General features: G+C 70.9%; 17 protein-coding genes. 9 read left to right on the top strand and 8 right to left on the bottom strand.

The features are described from left to right. Positions 1-463: 463 nt before the first annotated feature. Complete coding sequence (locus tag Msi02_RS23555; RefSeq protein WP_204050280.1) at positions 464-1,399, top strand: TIM barrel protein; 936 nt, start codon at positions 464-466, stop codon at positions 1,397-1,399. A 19-nt stretch (positions 1,400-1,418) separates the two neighbouring features. Here Msi02_RS23555 and Msi02_RS23550 read toward each other — a convergent pair whose 3' ends face one another. Then, positions 1,419-2,285, bottom strand: a complete 867-nt coding sequence (locus Msi02_RS23550; RefSeq protein ID WP_275414165.1) for an iron-sulfur binding domain-containing protein — start codon at positions 2,283-2,285, stop codon at positions 1,419-1,421. A gap of 257 nt (positions 2,286-2,542) precedes the next feature. On the opposite strand from Msi02_RS23550, the gene Msi02_RS23545 reads away from it, so the two are divergent. Then, positions 2,543-3,244 carry a hypothetical protein gene (locus Msi02_RS23545; RefSeq protein WP_204050279.1) on the top strand — a complete coding sequence of 234 codons (702 nt, stop codon included), beginning with the start codon at positions 2,543-2,545 and terminating at the stop codon, positions 3,242-3,244. A gap of 6 nt (positions 3,245-3,250) precedes the next feature. Here Msi02_RS23545 and disA read toward each other — a convergent pair whose 3' ends face one another. From disA to Msi02_RS23510, 7 genes are all read right to left on the bottom strand, one after another. Beyond that, on the bottom strand, positions 3,251-4,339 hold the full coding sequence (gene disA, locus Msi02_RS23540) for a DNA integrity scanning diadenylate cyclase DisA (RefSeq protein WP_239108642.1): 1,089 nt from the start codon (positions 4,337-4,339) through the stop codon (positions 3,251-3,253). Positions 4,340-4,534: 195 nt separating this feature from the next. Beyond that, on the bottom strand, positions 4,535-5,971 hold the full coding sequence (gene radA / locus Msi02_RS23535; RefSeq protein ID WP_079314418.1) for a DNA repair protein RadA: 1,437 nt from the start codon (positions 5,969-5,971) through the stop codon (positions 4,535-4,537). Positions 5,972-6,033: 62 nt separating this feature from the next. Then, positions 6,034-6,672, bottom strand: coding sequence for an SRPBCC family protein (locus Msi02_RS23530; RefSeq protein ID WP_204050277.1), 639 nt, complete (start codon positions 6,670-6,672; stop codon positions 6,034-6,036). Then, on the bottom strand, positions 6,669-7,082 hold the full coding sequence (locus Msi02_RS23525) for an ArsR/SmtB family transcription factor (protein WP_204050276.1): 414 nt from the start codon (positions 7,080-7,082) through the stop codon (positions 6,669-6,671). The genes Msi02_RS23530 and Msi02_RS23525 overlap by 4 nt, the downstream gene beginning before the upstream one ends. 71 nt (positions 7,083-7,153) lie before the next feature. Next, positions 7,154-7,468, bottom strand: a complete 315-nt coding sequence (gene trxA, locus Msi02_RS23520; protein WP_079314351.1) for a thioredoxin — start codon at positions 7,466-7,468, stop codon at positions 7,154-7,156. 168 nt (positions 7,469-7,636) lie between these two features. After that, the gene (locus Msi02_RS23515; protein ID WP_308441829.1) at positions 7,637-8,032 is read right to left on the bottom strand and encodes a MerR family transcriptional regulator; all 396 of its coding nucleotides are present in this window, start codon (positions 8,030-8,032) and stop codon (positions 7,637-7,639) included. A 41-nt stretch (positions 8,033-8,073) separates the two neighbouring features. Then, positions 8,074-8,772: a class I SAM-dependent methyltransferase gene (locus Msi02_RS23510; RefSeq protein WP_204050275.1), complete on the bottom strand. Its 699-nt coding sequence runs from the start codon at positions 8,770-8,772 to the stop codon at positions 8,074-8,076. 163 nt (positions 8,773-8,935) lie between these two features. Here Msi02_RS23510 and Msi02_RS23505 point away from each other — a divergent pair, with 163 nt between their 5' ends. The 7 genes from Msi02_RS23505 (at position 8,936) to Msi02_RS23475 (ending at position 16,176) form a co-directional block, all read left to right on the top strand. Next, a complete protein-coding gene (locus tag Msi02_RS23505; protein ID WP_079314354.1) occupies positions 8,936-9,751 on the top strand; it encodes a sugar phosphate isomerase/epimerase family protein in 816 nt (271 codons plus the stop codon). After that, positions 9,748-10,533 carry a class I SAM-dependent methyltransferase gene (locus Msi02_RS23500; protein WP_204050274.1) on the top strand — a complete coding sequence of 262 codons (786 nt, stop codon included), beginning with the start codon at positions 9,748-9,750 and terminating at the stop codon, positions 10,531-10,533. Before Msi02_RS23505 ends, Msi02_RS23500 begins: the two co-directional genes overlap by 4 nt. Continuing rightward, entirely contained in the window at positions 10,530-11,147 is a 618-nt protein-coding gene (locus tag Msi02_RS23495) for a TetR/AcrR family transcriptional regulator (protein WP_239108641.1), read from the top strand. The genes Msi02_RS23500 and Msi02_RS23495 overlap by 4 nt, the downstream gene beginning before the upstream one ends. Positions 11,148-11,373: 226 nt before the next feature. Continuing rightward, on the top strand, positions 11,374-13,476 hold the full coding sequence (locus tag Msi02_RS23490; protein WP_204050273.1) for a (Fe-S)-binding protein: 2,103 nt from the start codon (positions 11,374-11,376) through the stop codon (positions 13,474-13,476). Between the two features lie 159 nt (positions 13,477-13,635). Then, positions 13,636-14,460: a hypothetical protein gene (locus Msi02_RS23485; RefSeq protein ID WP_079314356.1), complete on the top strand. Its 825-nt coding sequence runs from the start codon at positions 13,636-13,638 to the stop codon at positions 14,458-14,460. After that, complete coding sequence (locus tag Msi02_RS23480) at positions 14,457-15,536, top strand: glycosyltransferase (protein ID WP_204050272.1); 1,080 nt, start codon at positions 14,457-14,459, stop codon at positions 15,534-15,536. Before Msi02_RS23485 ends, Msi02_RS23480 begins: the two co-directional genes overlap by 4 nt. 103 nt (positions 15,537-15,639) lie before the next feature. Continuing rightward, the gene (locus tag Msi02_RS23475) at positions 15,640-16,176 is read left to right on the top strand and encodes a hypothetical protein (RefSeq protein WP_239108640.1); all 537 of its coding nucleotides are present in this window, start codon (positions 15,640-15,642) and stop codon (positions 16,174-16,176) included. Position 16,177: the final 1 nt, after the last annotated feature.

Here is a 16,177-nt window from a genome sequence, read left to right as displayed (position 1 = left end):
GCCGGCGAGGCGAAGAGCCCGGAGGTCCCGGACTCGGCGGCCTCCATCGCCGAGGCGGTCCAGCGCTGATCCGCTCGCGATAACCCGTTCCACCCGAGGGGCGCTCCGTGAGGAGCGCCCCTCGGCGTTTTCCGCCGTACCTCGCTCTTTTCGGCCGTACCTGGGTCACGGTGCGGTCACCTTCCGGCCGATAAGGCGAGAACCGGTATCACGCCACCGGACGTAGTACTACACTTTGTAGAGTCCGCTCGCGGTATGCCATGAGCGCGTGCGGACGGGATGTCATCCCTGCGGCGTACCGGACAATCCGCTGCGGGGTGGACGCGTAGGACCGGGCGCACGGGGGAAGCTCGGTCCGCCCGGGAGACATCCCGGTGGTAGGAGGACCGGAGTCCCATGCGGTCGGGACACGCCCTGTGGGCGAAATGGCGGTCCGGAAGTGCACAAGCCTTGGAGGCACCTGATGCGCCTGTTGCACGACGACGGGACGCTGGTTCACCTGGCCTACAACGCGGGCGTACATCCCGCCGAGGATCTGGAGAACCTGATCGCCCATCTCACGCGCTACGCCGTGCCGGTGCGCAGGAAGCTGGGGGTCGACCGGCTGGGCATCGGACTGTGGCTCGCGCCCGCCGTGGCGGACCACCTCATCGCCGATCGCATCGAGCTCGTACGGCTGCGCCGGTCGCTGGAGGAGCGCGGGCTGGAGTGCGTCAGCCTGAACGGCACCGGCGGGCGCAACCAGGAGGTTCCCGGACCCGACTGGGCCAAGCCCGAGCGCTACCGCTACACCATGGCGCTGGCGAAGATCCTCGCGTTCCTGCTCCCCGACGACGTGCAGTCGGGCAGCATCTCCACCATCCCGATCGGCTGGCGCCGCGACTGGCCCGCCGACCTGCACGCCATCGCCTCCCGCCGGCTCGAACGGCTGTCGCGTGAGCTGCGCGGCCTCTACAGCGTCACCGGCAAGACGGTCAGGGTCGGCTTCGAGCCCTGGCCGGGCTGCGTGCTGGAGACCACCGAGCAGGCCCTTGAGCGGGTGTGCGACATCGACTCCGAACATCTCGGCGTCTGCCTGGACGCCTGTCACCTGTCCTGCGGCGCCGAGGAGCCCGACGCGGCGCTGCGCGGGCTGGCCCTCGCCGGGGCGCCCGTGGTCAAGCTCAGCCACGTGCACAACCACAGCCAGGAGATCCCCAGCACCCAGCCGGTGATCGCCGACACGCTCACCGCGATCCTGTCCGGGGCGGTGAACGGCACCGCGCACGTCGAGGTGGAGGCCCACGACCTGACCTCCCCCAAGGCGAAGGGCCCCGCCGCCCTGGTGGCGAAGCTCGCCGACGAGCTCGACTGGACCCGCCGCAACCTCACCGCGCTCGGCCTCAAGCTCGCCGCCTGACCGGCGCCCGAGGCGGGCGTCAGGAGGGCAACTGGTAGGTGCCGTCGGGGAGGACCTCGGCCAGGCCGTCGTCCAGGAGGCCGTCCAGTGCGCGCTCGCGCTGCACGTGGTCGGCCCAGACGGCGTCCAGCGCCTCCTTGGGGACCGGCCCGTGCGCCTCGCGCAGCACGGCGAGCAGGCGTCCACGGCACTGCCGGTCGGTCCCCGCGTACGTCTGGCCCTGCCGCGCCGGGCCGTCGTGGGCCGGACGCCCGGCCAGCCGCCAGGCGCACTGCGCGGCGACCGGGCAGCGCTCGCAGCGGGGCGCTCTGGCCGTGCACACCAGCGCGCCCAGCTCCATCACGGCCACGGCCCAGCGGGGCGCGCCCACCGGGGGCACCAGCGACTCCGCGAGCCGCCGCTCGGCCGCTGTGGGCGCCTTCGGCGGGTACTCCTCGCCGCGCACCGCTCTGGCCAGCACCCGCCGCACGTTGGTGTCGAGCACCGCGTGGCTGCCGCCGTACGCGAAGCTGGCCACGGCCGCCGCCGTGTAGTCGCCGATCCCCGGCAGGGCTCGCAGTTCGTCGTACGTGGACGGCACGCGGCCGCCGTGGCCGGCCGTGATGGCCCGGGCGCACGCGTGGAGGTTGAGCGCCCTGCGCGGATAGCCGAGCCGCCCCCAGTGGCGTACGGCCTCGCCGGGGGACTCCTTCGCGAGCGCCTCAGGGGTGGGCCAGCGCTCCATCCACTCGGTCCAGACGGGCAGCACCCGGGCGACGGGCGTCTGCTGGAGCATGATCTCGCTCACCAGGATGCCCCAGGGGGTCGCGTCGGGACGCCGCCAGGGCAGGTCGCGGTTGTGCTCGGCGTACCAGTCGAGGATGGGCTCACGCAGGGAGGCGGACACGCCCCGACTGTACCGAGCGAGCCGGAGGGGCGCGCCGGTGTCTGGACTGAGGAGTGCGCGGGAGCGAAGCGACCAAGCACGACGAGGGAAGACAGCGGATAAGAGCGTTTCGATGAGCGAAGCGGGGAACACGATCGCCGCGTCGCCGGGCGTACGGCGCCTGATTGCGCAAAGACCCGGCGAGGCTGTGATCTGGTAAAGGACAAGGTTCAGCGAGGCGTTCCCTCTGACCCGCCAGGGCTCTCCATACTGTCCGTATGGATCCGGACACTTTCCGTGGTGACGTGGGCGTCGAGGGGGCGGACGTCTACTGGCGCCGCCGGGTGTCGGTGCTCACGGGGATGCTCGTCGTGGTGGCGGTCGTGGCATGGGCGTGCAGCAGCGCCTCCGGACGGCCGGACGAGACCGCAGCCGCCGTCAAGGCGACGCCCTCCGACCGGCTGGTCGTCTCGCTGCCCGCCGACCTTGCTCCGCCGAAGACGCCGGCCGCCTCCGGCGCCGTTCCGGGGCAGCCGTCGCCGTCCGCCTCCGCGGGCGTCTCGCCCTCGCCGAGCAAGCCGCGGCGCCCCGGTGACCCCTGCGACGAGAAGGACCTCGTGCTCGCGCTGCAGTCCGGTCAGGAGGTGTACGGCAAGGGGGTCACGCCAACCTTCCTGCTGACGGTCGTGAGCACGGGCAAGGTCGAGTGCACGGTGGACGTCGGGCCGCGCACGCTGGAGATGCGGGTGCTGTCGGGCGGCGAGCGCGTGTGGTCGACGGCCGACTGCGTGGCGGGCGACGGCGTGGACAGGCAGTTGCTCGAGCGCGGCATCCCCTATGTCCGCTCGATCCGCTGGGACCGCCACCGCTCGGGGAGCACGTGCGCCGGCAAGCGGTCGCCCGCCGACCCCGGCACGTACGTCGCGATCGCGCACTCGGGCAGGCTGAAGAGTCCGAAGATCGTCTTCCACCTGCGCTGACGAGACCTACAGGTAGCGCTCCAGGATGGACGACTCGGCGAGCCGGGACAGCCCCTCGCGAACGCTGCGCGCCCGGGTCTCGCCCACGCCGCCGACGGCCTGGAGGTCGTCGGTGCTGGCCGCGAGCAGCTTCTGCAGGCCGCCGAAGTGGCTCACGAGCCGGTCGACGATCGCCCCGGGCAGACGGGGGACCTTGGTGAGCAGCCGGAAGCCGCGTGGGCTGACCGGCGTGTCGAGCGCGTCGCCGCCGTGGTGACCGAGGATCTGGGCCACCTTCGACAGGTCGAGCAGGTCGCCGGAGGACAGCTCGTCCAGCTCCCGCATGGCGTCGGCGTCCCCGTACGGCCGCGCGCCGAGCGTGCCGGGCGCGTAGTCGCGGATGATCTGGACGCGGTCGGTCTCCACGCCCGCGAACAGCTCGTCGAGCTGGAGGGACAGCAGCCGCCCGTCGGTGCCGAGCTCGACGACGTATCCCTCGATCTCGCGGGCGATGCGGCGGACCATCTCCAGGCGCTGGACGACGACGGCCACGTCGCGGACCGTGACGAGATCCTCGATCTCCAGGGCCGACAGGTTGCCGGAGACCTCGTCGAGCCGCTTCTTGTAGCGTTCGAGCGTCGCCAGGGCCTGGTTGGCCTTGGACAGGATCGCGGCCGACTCCTCCAGCACGTAGCGGATGCCGTCGAGGTAGAGCGCGATGATCCGCATCGACTTGCTGATCGCGATGACCGGGAGCGAGGTCTGCCTGGCCACCCGCTGCGCCGTGCGGTGCCGGGTGCCGGACTCGTCGGTGGGGATGGCCGGGTCGGGCACGAGGTGCACGGCGGCCCGCACGATCCTGAGGTGGGCCGTGTCGAGCACGATCGCGCCGTCCATCTTGGCCAGCTCGCGCAGGCGGGTCGCGGAGAACTCCACGTCGAGCGTGAACCCTCCGGTGCAGATGTCCTCGACCGTGCGGTCGTATCCGAGGACGATCAGGCCGCCGGTGTGGCCGCGCAGGATGCGCTCCAGCCCGTCACGCAGCGCCGTCCCCGGGGCGAGCGCGGCGAGCACGGCCCTTCTGCGGTCGTCGATCGCCTTGTCGTTGTCCAGCACATGCACCCCAGTGGGCTCGCCCGGTCGTTATCCGTCAGATCGTCTTCCTACCGATCCCCTGTCGCGGCGAGATCCGCGAGGCGCTCCGCGGACGCCCTGTGAAGCCCCTCGGGGGCGCGGGGGCGAGGCCACGGCCGACGGGGCAGGCAACAGAGTTTACCGGCGTGACGCCGTGCTCACCGGTGTGACGGCCGATCACCTGGCCGATCTCATGAGGTTGAGCGCGTCCCACACGTTCTCCACCTCCGTGACCTCGAAGCCGGGCGCGAACGGCGTCGTACGGCCGGCCGGCGAGCGCAGTGCCACGAGGCGGCCGCGGCTCGCCGACGCCTCCAGGCGCGGTCCCTCCTCCTCCAGGGAGCCCGCGGGCACCAGCGCCCTGGTGAAGCCGAGCCGGGCCGCCTCGGCCAGCCGCCGCCGCACCTCACGCACGGGCCGCAGTTCGCCGGCCAGGCCGACCTCGCCCAGCGCGACGAGCCCGGTGGGCAGGGCCTGGTCGCCGGCCGCGCTGACGACCGACAGCATCAGCGCGAGGTCCACGGCGGGGTCGGTCAGGCGGATCCCGCCCACCGTGGCCGTGAAGACGTCGCACTTGCCGATCTTGGCGTTGAGCCGCCGCTCCATGACGGCGAGCACCATCGCCACCCGGTAGGAGTCGAGGCCGGAGGACGTGCGGCGGGGCTGGGGAGCCTCGGTCGGGCCGACCAGGGCCTGCAACTCGGCCGGAATCGGCCGGGTGCCCTCGATGGTCACGGTGACGCAGGTGCCCGGCACCGGCTCGGGATGGCGGGAGACGAACAGCCCGCTGGGGTCGGTGATCCCGGTGATGCCGCGCTCGTGCAGGTCGAAGCAGCCCACCTCGTCGATGGGGCCGAACCGGTTCTTCACCGCGCGCACCATCCGCAGCCGCGAGTTGCGGTCGCCCTCGAAGTGGAGCACGACGTCCACGAGGTGTTCCAGCACCCGGGGGCCGGCGATCGTGCCGTCCTTGGTCACGTGGCCGACGAGCACCGTGGACATGGCCCGCTCCTTGGCGAGGCGGACCAGGTTGCCGGCGACCTCCCTGACCTGGGTCACACCGCCGGGCACCCCGGTCGCGTCGGCCGAGCCGATCGTCTGGACCGAGTCGACGATGAGCATGCTCGGCTGCACCTTCTCGACGTGCGCCACCAAGGCCGACAGGTCGGTCTCCGCGGCCAGGTAGAGCCTGTCCTCGATCGCGCCGATGCGGTCGGCGCGCATGCGCACCTGGGCGGCCGACTCCTCCCCGGTCACGTAGAGGACGGTCTCACCCCGCGCGGTGCGGGCGGCGGCCTCCAGCAGCAGGGTCGACTTCCCGATGCCCGGCTCTCCCGCGAGGAGCACGACCGCGCCGGGGACGAGGCCGCCGCCGAGCACGCGGTCGAGTTCGGGGACTCCGGTCGTCCGCGAGCTGACGACCTCGGCCTTGACCTGGCCGATCGGGACGGCGGGGGCGGAGACCGCGCCCGGCTTGACCACGTGGACGCCCTGCCGGGCCCCGGCCTCCTCGACCGTGCCCCACGCCTGGCACTCCCCGCACCTGCCGACCCACTTGACCGTGGTCCAGCCGCACTCGCCGCACCGGTACGCCGGTTTCGCTGCCTTGCTCACGTGCGGGAGGTTACCGGCCGCCGCCGACAATCCCTTCCGGAAAGCGGCGGCAGGGCGGAGAACTAGTCTTGCGGCTTCTCCGGCACGTAGAAGGCGGTGGTGCCGGCGACCGCGGCGGTCACCACGTCGTCCGGCGCGCCGGAGGCCCGGTAGGCGTCGCCCCACAGGTCGCTGCTGAGCCTCATGAGCTCCCGTGCCTCCTCCGACTGCTCCCACGCCGAGGGGTCGTCGATCATCTCGCCGCGCAGGTGCAGCCCGAGCCCGAGCACCGCCAGGTCCCAGCCGACGCCCGTGGCCCCCGGCCCGAACTGGTCCCAGAACTCCGGCGGCACCACGGCGACGTGCTCCAGTTCGAACACGGTGCGTCCGTCGCCCTGCGCGCTCAGCCGAACCTCGACCTCGCTGAATCCGGGGTTCTCGCCGAACAGCCAGCTCACCCGCAGCAGCCGGGGCGGCTCGCACCGCAGGATCTCCCCGCCCGCGTTGCCCTGGAGCTGGTAGTGCCCGCCGAGCTTCAGTTCGCCGCTCACCGGAAGGAACCAGCGGCTGATCCGTTCGGGGTCGGTGCAGGCGTCCCACACGTCCTCGATGGGGGCGTCGTAGGCACGCCGCAGCAGCACCGTGCGGGCCTCGCCTTCCGGCAGATCGCGCGTGCCGACCGCGCGGTGAACTCGGTTGATCTGGTCGATGAAGTCGCTCATGGCCGCTCTTCCTCGTCGGTCCGTCCGTCGTGGGCTGCGTGATGGGCAGCGTGATGGGCATCGCCGCCGCCGTGCCGCCGTCCGTGCCGCCGCTCCCGTCTGCCCCGCGCCAGTTCGGTGTCGAGCGCGTCGAGCCGCTGCTCCCAGAAGCCGCGGAACCGCGCCAGCCAGGCGTCGACCTCCCGCAGAGGCGCGGGTTCCACGGCGTACAGCCGCCGCGTGCCCTCGGCCCGTACGGACGCCAGCCCGGACTCGCGGAGCACGCGCAGGTGCTGCGAGATGGCCGGCTGTGAGATCCCGAACTCGGCCCGGATGACCGAGGTGAGCGCGCCCGACGTCTGCTCACCTTGAGAGAGCAGCTCCAGGATCCGGCGTCGCACCGGATCCCCCAGCGCGTCGAATGCGTGCACGCGCCCACTATGCCGAGGGCCGCTTATAAAAGTCAACGCTTATATAAGCGGCCCTCGGTGAACGGACGTGACTAGAAGTGGCCTGCGAGGTCGGCGAGCAGCAGGCGCTTGGGCTTGGCGCCCCTGATCTGCTGGACGATTTCGCCGTCCCGATAGAGGTTCAGCGTGGGGAAGCCCAGGACGTTGTAGCGCTGGGCGATCTCGGGATGGTCGTCGGCGTTGATCTTGGCCACGGTGAGGCGGTCGCCGTACTCGGCGGCGATCTCCTCCAGGATCGGGGCGATCATCTTGCACGGCGGGCACCAGTCGGTCCAGAAGTCCACCAGCACGGGCTTGCCGCTGCGCAGCACCTGCTCGTCGAAGTTCTCCGCGGTCAGCGTGATCATGATTCTCCTCGTCGTGTCAGCAGGAGTGCCGGACAAATGCTGCCCGTCGCGAGCGTGGATCCAGGTGGATGCATCGCAAGGCGGAGGAGGAGCCCATAGCGGAGCTGTGGGCGACGACGACAACGCAGCGAGGCGCCGCCTGGGCCGCGCGCAGCAGGGCTTGATTTGTCAGGCACGACTAAGGCAGCCGGGGCAGGCCTCGGCGAACTGGGCGGCCACCTCCGAGCGGCGGGCCAGCAGGTCGCGGATCTGCCGGTCGATGTCGGCGAGCTTGCGCCGGTAGACGGCGACCGACTCGGGGCAGGAGCCCCCGGACGGGTGCCCCGAGCGCAGGCAGTCGACGAACGGGCGGGCGTCCTCCAGTGTGAAGCCGACCGCCATCAGCTCGCGGATCTCGCTGACGATCCGGACGTCCGACTCGTCGTACTCGCGATATCCGTTCGCCGAGCGGCGCGACCGGATGAGCCCCCGCTGCTCGTAGTAGCGCAGCGCCCGGGTGCTCACTCCCGTGCGCCGGGCCAGCTCGCCGATCCGCATCGGCCCCTCCTCGGCTGTCCTGGTCACGACGGTAAAGGTTGACGCCGGTGACAAGGTCAAGCCCGGGTTCAGAATTCCCGCCATCTCAGGACGTTCGGGTAGTCGATGTCCAGGCCCTCGACCTCCCGCAGCGCCTCGCCGGCCACCTCGGGCGTGAACTCGATGCGCAGCACCGCCTCCAGGTCGGCCCTGGACCGGAACGTCATCCGCAGGTCCAGGTCCGCGCGCCGCCAGCCCTGCCGCGACCAGAAGCGTTCCACGGCCTCGGGGGAGTACGACGGCAGCGATCGGCGGAACCAGCGGCCGAACGCGCCGCGCGAGGCGTCCACGTCCACCACGAAGGCCACGCCGCCCCGCCGCAGCACCCGTCCCAGCTCGCGCAGGCCGGGCTCGCAGCCGGGCCCGAAGAAGTACGCCCAGCGCGCGATCGCCACGTCGGCCGACGCGTCGGGGAGGGGCAGCGCCTGCGCGGTGCCCGTACGCACCCTGACATTGGGCAGCGACGCGCAGCGGGCGGCTGCCTGGGAGGCCAGGCCGCCGTGCGGCTCGACGCCCACGACCCGCCCGGCGGACGCGGCGAGCGCGGGCAGGTGGAAGCCGCTGCCGCAGCCGATCTCGACCACGGTCGCGCCGTCCCAGGGCCGTACGGCCCGCATCGCCGCCTCGGCCGCGCCCGCGGGTCCCACCGCGAGGTTCTCCAGCTCGTAGATCTGGGGAGTGTTCCAGATGTTCGGACTGGGTACGGCCCCGCTCACGATCCGTGCCATGCGCCCCACATTAGTTCGCGACCTTGGGTAGTTGATTGTGGCGAAGCGGCGTACGGCGCGGGTGCGGCTTAGGCTGGATCCGTGAACGGGCGCAGGGAGCGAACGGACGGCCACGGCCACGGGACTGGAACGTGCCCGTGGGCCGCAAGGGGAGGCTGGCCTCATGAGTGACATCCGCGTGCCCAGCGGCAAGGTGGCGCTGTCGACGGCGTCGGTGTACCCGGAGCGTACGCCGGACGCCTTCGAACTGGCCGCCAGGCTCGGGTACGACGGCGTAGAGATCATGGTGGGACAGGACCCGGTCAGTCAGGACGTCGAGGTCCTCCAACGGCTGCGCGACCACTACCAGATCCCGATCCTGGCCGTGCACGCGCCCTGCCTGCTGGTGACCCAGCGGGTGTGGGGCCGCGACCCGTGGCTGAAGCTGCGCAGGGCCCGCGAGGCGGCCGAGCGGCTGGGCGCGCAGACCGTCGTCGTCCACCCGCCCTTCCGCTGGCAGCGCGACTACGCCAGGGAGTTCGAGAAGGGCCTGGCCCGGATGCGCGAGGAGACCGACGTCGTCTTCGCGGTGGAGAACATGTTCCCGCTGCGGGCCAGAGGCAACGAGGTCGTGCCGTACGCGCCGGACTGGAACCCCATCGACTACGACTTCCCCGACGTGACGCTCGACCTGTCCCACACGGCGGTGTCCGGGACGGACGCGATGGAGATGGCGACCAAACTGGGCGAGCGGCTGGCCCACCTGCACCTGGCGGACGGCGTGGGCACCACCAACAAGGACGAGCACCTGGTGCCCGGCCGGGGGTCGCAGCCCTGCGCGCCGATCCTGGAGCGCCTGGCCGGCAACGGTTACCAGGGCCTGATCGTCCTGGAGATCAACACACGCAAGGCCACCAGCCGCACCGAGCGGATCGAGGACCTGACCGAGGCGCTCGCCTTCGCCAGGCTGCACTACGCCGCCTCCTCCACGGCCTCATGAACGAGCGGCTCGCGGACAGCCATCGGATCTTCGACCGCGTCTCCCAGGAGTACGACACGGCGAGGCCGCACTACCCGGAGGCCCTCTACCTCGCGCTGGAGACCCTGTCGGGGGTCCGGCTCGCCGGGGCGACCGTGATCGACGTCGGAGCGGGCACGGGCATCTCGACCCGGGGCCTGCTCGACCGCGGCGCCCGGGTCATCGCCGTGGACCGCGGCGAGCGGATGCTGGCCCGCCTGCGCGCCCGTACGGCCTGCCCGGCCCTGCTGGCCGACGGGAACGACCTGCCCTTCCGTGCGGGCGCGGCCGACCTGGTGACGTACGCCCAGTCGTGGCACTGGCTCGACCCGGCGCTGTCGGTGGCCGAGGCCGTACGCGTGACCGGGGACGGCGGCGCGGTCGCGGGCTGGTGGAACACCGTGGATCCCGGCAAGGCCGACTGGCTGGCGGCCAACCAGGTGCGGCTGGCCGAGTCGTGCCCCGGCTACATCGGGCCGGTGCTGCCCGGATGGAGCATGCCGCCGATCGCCGCGGCCATGTCCGACGCGGGCCTCGCCGTGGCCGAGACCTGGGTCGACTGGACCAGGTCGGTGCGGCTGGAGGACTTCCTGACCGACCTGCGCTCCCACTCGTACATGGCGAGGATGGAGGGCGACCTGGTGACGGAGCTGCTGGCCCGGGAGCGCGCCGAGCTCGGCCGTGTCTTTCCGGACGGGCGGCTGACCGTTCCCATGCGCGTGTATCTCGCGGTGGGCCGTAAGAGTCGACCGGGAGCGACGTGACAACGGAGGTGCCGGAGGTCTCGGGCGGCAGGCGGCGACCGGGGCGGCGGCCCGGCCGGCGTCCCGGCGCGGCGGACACCCGCGGCGAGATCCTGGCCGCGGCGCGCAGGGTCTTCGCGGAGAAGGGGTTCGACAAGGCGACGATCCGCGGCATCGCCAGGGAGGCCGGTGTCGATCCGGCTCTCGTGCACCACTACTTCGACAGCAAGGAGGGCATGTTCGTCGCGGCCATGCGGCTGCCGTTGGACCCCTCGTCGGCGATTCCGCTCATCCTGTCCGGGCCGCGTGAGGAGGTCGGCGAGCGCCTCGTCCGCTTCATCCTCACGATGACGGCGGACCCTGCGGCCAGGGAGCCGCTGCTGGGGCTGGTGCGGACGGCGATGGTGAACGAGCAGGCGGTCGGCATGATCCGGGAGTTCTTCACGACGGCCGTGCTCGGCCGGGTGGCCGAGGCGCTGGACGTTCCGCCGCTGCGGATGGAGGCCGCCTTCGCGCAGTTGTTCGGCGTGGTGATGACGCGGTACATCCTCAGGTTCGAACCGCTGGCCTCCGCCGACGTCGAGGAGATCGTCGCGCTGCTTGGCCCCACCATGCAGCGTTACCTGGCCGGATAGATTACGGACGCCCCCTCTCATATCCCTTTGTAGAGCTTTGTTCTAGTATCGTGCCGTCGGCGGGAGACGCAGTGACAAGTGCCACTCGCCGAGCGTGAGCCAGGACAAGTTACTCGCCGGTACCATTCGGGAAGCGTAGGCGTTATCCACAGGGCGGGACTCAACCGCCCGCGCGAGGGCGCCGCGCCCCTACGCTGGCCGCCGACGTTCGATATGGGAGGGACTCGTGCTCTGGGTAGCGATTGTGGGCCTCGTCGCGACCGCCGTGGCGGTCGCACTGGCGGGCCGTCGCGTGCTGTTCCTCTACCGGCTCGCCACCAGCGGCCAGCCGGCCCCGGAGCGGATCGAGTACGCCAAGGAGCACGCCGGCGCCGAGATCAAGGCCCAGCTTGTCGAGGTCTTCGGCCAGCGCAAGCTGTTGAAGTGGACCCCGTCAGGCACTGCCCACTTCTTCGTCATGTGGGCGTTCTTCATCCTGTTGACGGTCTACATCGAGGCGTACGGCGCGATCATCCAGGGTGCGATCACCGGGCACTCGGACTTCCACATCCCGCTGATCGGGACCTGGCCGGTGCTGGGCTTCCTGCAGGACTTCATCGCGCTCGCCTGTCTGGTCGGGCTGGTCGCGTTCACCGCCATCCGGATCAAGAACTCGCCGAAGAAGCTGGGGCGCGGCTCCCGTTTCTCCGGTTCCCACCTGGGCGGGGCCTGGCTGGTCCTGTTCATGATCTTCAACATCATCTGGACGCTGTTCCTCGCCCGGGGCGCCGCGGCCGCCAACGGTAACTTCCCCTACAACTCGGGGGCCTTCGCCAGCCTGGCCATCGGGAAGATCCTGCCGCACAGCGAGCTGCTGGAGCAGATCGCCCTCCTGCTGCACATCGGCCTCATGCTGGTGTTCCTGGTCATCGTGGTGAACAGCAAGCACCTGCACATCTTCACCGCGCCGCTGAACGTGCTGTTCTCCCGCCGGCCCGACGGGCTGGGCCCGGCCCAGCCGATGCGCAGCAACGGAAAGGTGCTCGACTTCGAGGAGGCCGACCCGGAGGTCGACGTGTTCGGCCGCGGCAAGATCCAGGACACGACCTGGAAGGGCTTCCTCGACTTCTACACCTGCACCGAGTGCGGCCGCTGCCAGTCGCAGTGCCCGGCGTGGAACACCGACAAGCCGCTGTCGCCCAAGATGCTCATCCTCGACCAGCGTGACCACGCATTCGCGGTCGCGCCGTACCTGCTGGCCGGGGAGAAGGAGAAGGAGAGCTTCTCCGAGGACGTGCTGGCCCTGCTCGACAAGCCGCTCGTCGGCGAGGACGGGGTCATCCACCCCGACGTCCTGTGGTCGTGCACCAACTGCGGCGCCTGCGTCGAGCAGTGCCCGGTCGACATCGAGCACATCGACCACATCCTCGACATGCGCCGCTACCAGGTGATGATCGAGTCGTCGTTCCCGTCCGAGGCGGGCGTGATGCTCAAGAACCTGGAGAACAAGGGCAACCCGTGGGGCATGTCCGAGATGAAGCGCGCCGAGTGGATCGAGGAACTCGATTTCGAGGTCCCGATCATCGACTCGACAATGCCCGAGGACGTCGAGTACCTGTTCTGGGTCGGCTGCGCCGGCGCGCTGGAGGACCGCGCCAAGAAGACCACCAAGGCGGTGGCGGAACTGCTGCACATCGCCGGGGTCAAGTTCGGCGTGCTCGGCCCGATGGAGGCCTGCACCGGCGACCCGGCCCGCCGCCTGGGCATGGAGTTCCTGTTCAACATGCTCGCCCAGCAGAACATCGAGACCCTCAACGAGGCGGGGGTCAAGAAGATCGTCGCCACCTGCCCGCACTGCTTCAACACCCTCGCGAACGAGTATCCGCAGCTCGGCGGCACCTACGAGGTCGTGCACCACACCCAGTTGCTGGCGCACCTGGTCGAGGAGGGCAGGCTCACCCCGATCACCCCGATCGAGGAGAAGATCACCTACCACGACCCGTGCTTCCTCGGCCGGCACAACAAGGTGTACGCCCAGCCGCGCGACATCATGGCCAAGGTGCCGGGCGTCCAGGCCCAGGAGATGCACCGCTGCAAGGAACGCGGATTCTGCTGTGGCGCCGGCGGCGCGCGCATGTGGATGGAGGAGCGCATCGGAAAGCGCATCAACACCGAGCGCGTGGACGAGGCGCTGACCACCGATCCCGACACCGTCTCCACCGCCTGCCCGTTCTGCCTCGTGATGCTCGGCGACGCGATCAACGAGAAGAAGAACGCCGGTCAGGCCAAGGAGTCGCTCGAGGTCGTGGACGTCGCCCAGCTCCTCATCAAATCCATCAAGCAGGGGTAAAGCAATCTTTGCCGCGATCGTGAACTTTTTGTGGAAATCGCTAGTCAAGGCGATGGAATGAACCGTGTTTCACAGAAGAGTGACAAAGGCTTTCTCCACATAACAGGAAAATCACGGTAACCTCAACGTTGGCTCAATCGACGGGGAGGGGGCTGGACGGTGGGTGTGGTCGTCATCGACGCGGAGGTCACCCTGGCGGACGTCCTCTCCCTGCGCCTGGCCATCACCGAGCCGCTGGCGGACGGCACCCGCCTGGTCCTGCGGAAACGGGGCGCGGGTGAGGAACGGCGGGTGACGCTCGGGGCCTCCGGCGGCCGTACGAGGGACGCCAGCGTCGCGGTCTCCCTCGCGCCTCTCGACCTCGGTCCGGGGCGCTGGGACGCCTACCTTGAGCACGACGGCGTCCGCGCCCGCATCCAGAGCGCCGATCCCGGATTCTCGCTCGACCGCCTCGACGCGTACGCGCTGGGCCGGCGGACGCTCGCCTACCGGGCCTACCGCACCCGCAACGGATTCCTGGCCCTGAAGATAGACCCGGCGGAGCCGGTCGCCGACGTCCGCGCGGTGTGGTTCCGCGAGGGGCGCTTCGAGGTGACCGGGCTGCTGGCCTACACCGGCCTGGACGACGACGACCAGCACCGCCACGCCACGCTCGCGCTGCGTCACACCGAGCCGGGCCGCGGTGATCGGGTTCACGGCGATCCGGCCGCGACCGTGCGGGTCGCCGCCACCGTCCAAGGGGTCCGGTTCCACGCCGCGCTCTCGCTGTGCGACGTGCTGGCCGCCACCCCCGACTCGCAGGGCTCCTGGGAGCCCTACCTGGAGGTGGACGGCGTCGACCGCGAGCTGCCGCTGGGCGCCAGGCTCGACGACGTCGAGGGCAAACGTCGCCGCGTCCACTATCCCCGCGCGCTGGTGGACGGCGTGCCGATCCGGCCCAGCTTCACTCCGGGCGACGAGTTGCTGCTGGAGGTGGGAGCGTGAGGATCGCGTTCCTGCTTCCCTCGGCGTACGGCATGCGCGGTGACGTTCGGGCGATGCTGAACCTCGCGGGAGGGCTGGCCGCCCGGCACGAGGTGGAGGTCGTGAGCGTCCGGCGCACCAGGGAGACGCCGTTCTTCCCGGTCGACCGCCGGGTGACGCTGCGCTGGCTCGTGGACGCCCGGCCCGGTGTCCATCACCTGCTGCCCCGGGGACAGGTGCGCACCGAGGTGGCGCTCTGGCGGATGCTGCGTGGTCTGCGCGCCGACGTCCTGGTCACCACCCGGCCGACGCTGAGCGTGCAGGCCGCCAGGTATGCCCCGCGGCACGTCGTCCGCATCGCGCGGGAGTGGGGCAAACCGTCGGTGCCCGGCCCGGTGCGCCGGTTCTATCCCCGCCTCGACGCCGTGGTGGCGAGCACCGCCGGGCGGCGGGACGAGTGGGTGCGGCTGCTCGACGACGACCTGTCGGTCCACGTCATCCCCGACGCCCTGCCCGAGGCGCCCTGGCCGCGCTCTCGCATGGACAACCGCATCGTCAGCGCCGGGGGCAGGCTGGTGCCCGGCAAGTCGTACGACCAGCTCGTGCGCGCCTTCGCGATCGTCGCCGACAAGCGGCCCGACTGGCGGCTGCGGTTGTACGGCGGGGGACCGGAGGAGCGGCGGCTGCGCGCCCTCGTCCGCGATCTCGACCTGCACAACCACGTGTACTTCATGGGCACCACGCCCGACCTGCCCGGCGAGTTCGCCAAGGCGTCCATCGTCGCGGTGCCGTCGCGGCACGAGGTGCTGGGCATGACCGTCATCGAGGCGTTGAGCTGCGGGGTGCCGGTCGTGGGCTTCGCCGGATCCCGCGGGCCCGCCGAGTTTCTCCGCCCGGGCCGCGACAGCGTGCTGGTCCAGGAGGGGGAGGGCGGCGACGCCGAGTCGCTCGCCTGCGCGCTGCTCACCCTCGTCGACGACGAACGCCGCCGCATGAAGCTGGCGGCAGGGGCGCTGGAGACCGCGTCCGCCCACGCCGCGCCGGCCGTCGCGGTCCGCTGGGAAGAGCTCATGTACGGCCTGCGCTCCCGCCCCTGACCCGTCACGTCCCCAACGGGTCACAACCGGATCACAAGGGCCTGTCGTGATGCCGGGGTCCCGTAGAAACGATGGTGATCGTGGAAATCGGGAGGGGAACGGCATGACGAACACGGCTGTGCGTCTGGGACGTTCGGTGGCGGTGACGGCTCTGGCCGTCGGTGTCGCGCTGGGCGGTGCCACGTCCGCGAGCGCGTCGGCAAGCACGGCGGGCAGCACGTCGGCGAGTGCGGCCACACGGCTTGGGCCGTACGGCTACGGCGCCGTGAAGCTGGGGATGACCGCAAAGCAGGCCCAGAAGACCGGAAAGATCGTTAAGAAGCTCGCGGGCGAGGGCTGCTCGGGCTGGGACCTGAAGGCGCACCCGACCCCCAAGGACAGCGTCGGCCTGTACATCTCGAAGAAACTCGGCGTGGCCGCGATCTTCGGGTTCAAGGGGGTCAGGACTCCGGAGGGCGTCGGGATCGGCTCCACCCTGAAGCAGTTGAAGAAGGTTTACCCTCGCCTCAGGACGGCCGCCAGTGGTTTCCCCGTCGCCGCGGTCCCCGGCAACCCCAAGGCTTCCTACTACTTCCTGCTGCGCCACGGCAAGGTATATGAGCTGGCCCTGACCCTCAACAACCAGGACTGCTTCAACTAGC

Origin of the sequence: Microbispora siamensis (assembly GCF_016863095.1) — a bacterium.
Taxonomy (GTDB): Bacteria; Actinomycetota; Actinomycetes; order Streptosporangiales; family Streptosporangiaceae; genus Microbispora; species Microbispora siamensis.
The sequence above is the reverse complement of the archived record's forward strand: the minus strand, read 5'-3'. Positions and strand labels throughout refer to the sequence as shown.